Raw genomic sequence first — 490 nt, forward strand, 5'->3', positions numbered from 1 at the left:
CGGCAGATGGAGATCTGCCGGGCGCAGGGTGGGGATATGCATCAGCTCCAGGCTGGCGCCCCCCTCGAAGCGCACGAAGTAGGACGAAAACTGTTTGGTCGGGTTGTGGTAGCGCTCATTGGCCTGCCCGCCAAACAGGGTGCAGTAGAATGCCTTGAGTGCCTCCAGATCCTGCGCCCAGATGGCGACGTGATGGATGTGCATGGCTGGTCTCCTGTGACTCGATGCCCATGATGCTATGCTGGGGCCCTGATCCTCGACATGGCTGAGCCCGTCCTGATGATGTCTGAAACTGCCAATTCCGATCTTGTCGATGTCTCCCCCGACTGCCGCGAGCAGATCTGCTGCGACAGCCTGCTGCCGGCCCTCGCGCAGGAGCGGGTGTGGCTGGCGGGCTACTCGCGCCTCAAGACCCGTTACCGCATCGCACGCCGCTTTGCCGATGTGCACTGTTTTCTGCTGACCCTGGGGGGCGAGGGGGAGGTGCGGG

1 protein-coding gene and 1 pseudogene are annotated in these 490 nt (G+C 63.3%); one reads left to right on the top strand and one right to left on the bottom strand.

Annotated elements, in window-relative coordinates; translation table 11 throughout:
* The coding region (locus BN1132_RS02035; RefSeq protein WP_042074545.1) for a VOC family protein at positions 1-204 on the bottom strand (204 nt) is incomplete at its 3' end.
* A 75-nt stretch (positions 205-279) separates the two neighbouring features.
* Here BN1132_RS02035 and BN1132_RS02040 point away from each other — a divergent pair.
* Positions 280-490: pseudogene (locus BN1132_RS02040) on the top strand (AraC family transcriptional regulator); the annotation flags it as partial.

The organism is Aeromonas sanarellii, assembly GCF_000820085.1.
GTDB classification, from domain to species: domain Bacteria; phylum Pseudomonadota; class Gammaproteobacteria; order Enterobacterales; family Aeromonadaceae; genus Aeromonas; species Aeromonas sanarellii.